This is a genomic window from Marinobacter sp. UBA2498 (assembly GCF_002341575.1).
GTDB lineage: Bacteria > Pseudomonadota > Gammaproteobacteria > Pseudomonadales > Oleiphilaceae > Marinobacter > Marinobacter manganoxydans.
The window spans coordinates 7,255-9,669 of the sequence record NZ_DDOI01000130.1 but is presented as its reverse complement, the minus strand read 5'-3'; the positions used below and the strand labels follow the sequence as shown (position 1 = coordinate 9,669).

Here is a 2,415-nt window from a genome sequence, read left to right as displayed (position 1 = left end):
ACGGTGACGACCACCTGGGTCTCGTTCTTGTAGCCATCGGGGAACAGCGGGCGGATCGGGCGGTCGATGAGACGCGAAACAAGGGTTTCGTTTTCGGTCGGACGGCCTTCGCGCTTGAAATAGCCACCCGGGATCTTGCCGGCGGCAAAGTATTTTTCCTGGTAGTTCACGGTCAGCGGGAAGAACGGCTGGCCGGGCTTGGCTTCTTTGGCGCCAACAACGGTGCCGAGAACGGAAATATCATCCACGGTTACCAGTACGGAACCGGTTGCCTGACGGGCAATACGGCCGGTCTCCAGAGTGACGGTTTTGCCGCCAAGCTCAAATGATTTCTTGAAAGGTTTCAGATCCACAAAAAACTCCTGGTCTATCTGTTCCAGATTGATTCGTTCCGGGCGCCCCTGCGCTCGAAACCATAGTTCTGCAGATGATGTGCTGTGGTCTGAAGAGCAACCCGTCTGAAAGCTAACAGGCTGTTGCAAAACCCCGGTCTGGGAGGCGGCGGTTCCGGAGGCCGCCAGGCCCGGGCTTTTCAACAACCTGCTATCAATTTCGGCTTTCCATTACGACAGGGAATCCTTCGAACACACAGACAATCCAACTGCAGTGGGAGAAAAACACAACCAGCAGTCCCCGCGAGGAGGACTGCTGGTTGACGACTGCCGCCGGACGTACCGGCACAGCCCTCAGGTCGTAAAGACCCGGATTAGCGACGCAGACCCAGACGCTGGATGAGCTCCAGGTAACGATCGGCGTTCTTGCGCTTGAGGTAATCCAGCAGCTTACGACGCTGGTTTACCATCCGGATCAGGCCGCGGCGGGAATGGTGATCCTGCTTGTTGGCCTTGAAGTGATCCTGCAGCTTGTTGATGTTCGCGCTCAGCAGTGCCACCTGAACTTCAGGGGAACCGGTATCGCCATCACCTTGCTGAAAATCCTTAACGATCTGTGCTTTCTCGTTGGCAGAAAGTGCCATAACTCACCTCATTGTTTGCGATGCTTTCGAATACGGCCGAACCGCGCATCTCTACAGCCCGGCTAGACAGCGACGCGCCTAACGCTTTCCGCTGCTTTTCACCAGTCGGCGTGGGACCAGATTGGTCTGCTCGCCTTCCGGGAATGCTTCTGCAAGCCCGACGAAGCTTTCGTTAGCGCTCTCATTCGCATAGAGACGCACGAACCCGTCGTAAGCCTGACCCGGTATTCTAACCGGTTGTCCGTTCAAGATCGATACCAGCGCCTGCCCCGCCAGACGGTGCTCGGGGAACATGGACAGCGCGGCATCCGGTGCCACGAGGAGACCATCAAGGCTTTCACCCCGTTCACGCATCGCCTCCAGATCACTCACGGCATGGGCATCGGCCAGGGTGAACCCGGACGCCATGGTACGGCGCAGCGCCGTCACATGGGCTCCGCAGCCCAGGGCTTCACCGATATCCTCAACCAGTGAGCGAATGTACGTACCCTTGGTGCAGCTGACCGCGATATCCAGTTCATTCTCGCGAATATCCAGGAGCGTCAGTTCGTAAATGGTCACCGGTCTTGCCGGACGTTCCACCTCGATACCTTCGCGAGCATATTCGTAGAGCGGACGCCCTTTGTGCTTGAGCGCCGAGTACATGGAGGGAACCTGTTGGATATCACCCCGGAAACCGTCAAGTAACGGCTCCAACACCTCCGCGGTGAGACCGGCCGGTACCGGTTTCTCGGCAACGACGGCGCCCTCACTGTCACCGGTTTCGGTTTGGACTCCGAGCCGGGCGGTGGCAATGTAGGCCTTGTCGCTGTCGAGCATCATCTGGGAGAACTTGGTGGCCTCACCGAAGCACAGCGGCAGCACGCCCGTGGCCAGGGGATCAAGAGCACCGGTGTGGCCCGCCTTGGCGGCCCCGAACAGGCGCTTCACCTGCTGCAGGATGCCGTTGGAGGTAACACCTGCCGGCTTGTCGATAACGAGGATACCGTTAACGTCACGGCCTTTGCGTCTGCGGCTCAAGCGTTACGCTCCGGGTCATCCTGATCATCGTCGGTGCGGTCAACGGCCGGCTTGTCGCCGACCGCTTCCCGAATGAGGCTATCCATTTTGCGGCTGTATCCCTGCAGCGTATCGAAGTGGAAACGCAGCTGTGGCACAACCCGCAGCTTCATTGCGCGACCTACCTGGCCCCGCAGAAAACCCGAGGCTTTGTTGAGCACCGCAATCGATTCCCGGACCTCCGGAGACTCTTCCGTCAGTTCTTCGGTGGAAAGCAGGGAAACATAGATATCGGCGTAGCCAAGATCACGACTGACCTTGACTGCGTTGACCGTGACCATACCCACCCGCGGGTCTTTGACTTCCCGCTGGATGAGCTGGGCCAGTTCCCGTTGCATCTGATCGCCGATGCGATCAATACGACTGAACTCTCTTGGCAT

General features: G+C 58.5%; 3 protein-coding genes and 1 pseudogene (1 of these 4 only partly in view). All 4 read right to left on the bottom strand.

Annotated elements, in window-relative coordinates:
- Window positions 1–347 (bottom strand): annotated as a pseudogene (locus B2W52_RS18055) (hypothetical protein) (its annotated part extends 304 nt beyond the left edge of the window); the annotation flags it as partial.
- 359 nt (window positions 348–706) lie between these two features.
- Window positions 707–976, bottom strand: coding sequence for a 30S ribosomal protein S15 (gene rpsO / locus B2W52_RS18050; protein ID WP_008171539.1), 270 nt, complete (start codon window positions 974–976; stop codon window positions 707–709).
- Between the two features lie 78 nt (window positions 977–1,054).
- On the bottom strand, window positions 1,055–1,996 hold the full coding sequence (gene truB / locus B2W52_RS18045; RefSeq protein ID WP_053113039.1) for a tRNA pseudouridine(55) synthase TruB: 942 nt from the start codon (window positions 1,994–1,996) through the stop codon (window positions 1,055–1,057).
- A partial coding sequence (rbfA, locus tag B2W52_RS18040; RefSeq protein WP_008171536.1) for a 30S ribosome-binding factor RbfA occupies window positions 1,993–2,415 on the bottom strand: 423 nt, incomplete at its 5' end. The genes rbfA and truB, both read right to left, overlap by 4 nt.